This window comes from Streptomyces lancefieldiae (genome assembly GCF_031845825.1).
Taxonomy (GTDB): domain Bacteria; phylum Actinomycetota; class Actinomycetes; order Streptomycetales; family Streptomycetaceae; genus Streptomyces; species Streptomyces lancefieldiae.
Genome location: NZ_JAVRFH010000197.1, coordinates 1 through 1,756 on the forward strand (window position 1 = coordinate 1; position 1,756 = coordinate 1,756).

Sequence of the window (1,756 nt, forward strand, 5' to 3'; positions counted from 1 at the left end):
CCCCGAGCTCCACAACTACGGAACCACCGGGTACCGCTGGGTCCTGCACCCGGACATCGAGGCGTGCTTCGACTCGATCGACCACACGGCCCTCATGGACCGGGTGCGAGCACGGGTCAAGGACAAGCGCGTGCTGCTGCTGGTCAAGGCGTTCCTCAAAGCCGGCGTCCTCACCGAGGCCGGTAGCCGCGAGGACTCCCTGACCGGCACCCCACAGGGGGGCATCCTCTCGCCGCTCCTGGCGAACATCGCTCTGTCGGCGCTCGATGAGCACCTGACCAGGGCATGGGAACCGAACGGAGAGATGTCCACCCAGTACCAGCGCAAGACGCGCCGTCGCAAGAGTCTGCCGAACTGGCGGATCGTCCGCTACGCGGACGATTTCGTCGTCCTGACAGATGGAAACCGCGACGACGCCGAAGCGCTGCGCGAGGACATCGCCAACGTGCTGCAACCCATGGGCCTTCGTCTCTCCGAGGCCAAGACCCAGACCGTGCACATGTCGGAAGGGTTCGACTTCCTGGGGTTCCGCATCCAGTGGCGCCGCAAGCGAGGATCGAACAAGTGGTACGTCTACACCTACATCGCTGACCGGCCCATCCGGCAGCTGAAGGACAAGATCCGTGCCCTCACGAACAGAAAGTCGCAGCAGAATCCCAGGCACGTGCTGATCAGGCTCAACCAGATCATGCGCGGTTGGGCCAACTACTTCAAGCACGCGGTCGCGAAAGTCACCCTGAAAACCCTCCAGCGTTTCGTCTGGCACCGGGTGATCAACTGGTGGATGCGGCTGCACCGCTGGGGGTGGAAGGACGTCCGCCGACACCTCACCGACCACAACGGTCGGTGGCGAAGGCCCTCGGCGGACGGGATCGAACTGTTCGACCTCCAAACGGTGACGGTCACCCGCTACCGATACCGGGGCAACACGATCCCCAACCCCTGGAACCAGCTCAACCACGCCTGAACGGCAGAGACCGTGGAGAGCCCGGTGCGTGGAGACACGCACGCCGGGTTCGGCGAGCGGCACGGAGAAACGGAACGGTGGTGACACCGTCACCGCGCTCCGTGCCGACTCAACTCGGTCAACTCGACGCCCGCGCATTGCAGATTCTGCAGAGCCTCTACGACGCGTCCAACAGATTTGGGACGGAGGTCCGCCTCGAACCCATCGACGCCCCACCGACATGGCAGGGCCCCACGTTCGCCGACGACAGCGACGTGGCGGCGATCATCACCGCGCGGTCCGACCAGAACCGTCAGCTCGGCCAGCTACCCCTTGCCTGACGGAAGCCGCCCCGGCCGCAACTGCGAGCCCGAGGAGACGGGCGTTCCTGGAACCTCTGCACCCACCTAGGCTGACGGCATGTCGATGTACCACGGAGTCCCGCCCCACCGCCAAGAGCAGTTCGAACAGTTCATGGCGGCCTACGCCAACCCCGGCACAGTGATGGACGCCGTGCGGACGTGGATCGACGAGATGCCCACCCGCAAAGGGCTCGCGGCCAACGAGATCACGGCGCCCCCACACGCCTGGCTCAGTGAGCGCACCGGTCTGACCGACGGGATGCTGGCGACCACACTGATCGCCCTCTTCGCCTCCGGCGGCATACAACCGCACCCCCACAAACGAGACGTGTGGCTCTTGGCCGGCGAAGGCGACCTGGACCCTGAACCGGCGCGAGAGCGCCTGCTGACCGTCCTGGACATCATCACTGCGTCCGGCCATCACATGACTCCGCTGCCGACGCAGCCA

3 protein-coding genes are annotated in these 1,756 nt (G+C 65.5%); all 3 read left to right on the forward strand.

Annotated features, from left to right (window positions below; translation table 11 throughout):
- The coding region (locus RM812_RS41545; protein ID WP_311586120.1) for a reverse transcriptase domain-containing protein at positions 1–967 on the forward strand (967 nt) is incomplete at its 5' end.
- 137 nt (positions 968–1,104) lie between these two features.
- Positions 1,105–1,287, forward strand: coding sequence for a hypothetical protein (locus RM812_RS41550; protein ID WP_311586122.1), 183 nt, complete (start codon positions 1,105–1,107; stop codon positions 1,285–1,287).
- A gap of 79 nt (positions 1,288–1,366) precedes the next feature.
- Positions 1,367–1,756, forward strand: a 390-nt coding sequence (locus RM812_RS41555; protein ID WP_311586124.1) for a hypothetical protein, incomplete at its 3' end; no start/stop codon positions are given.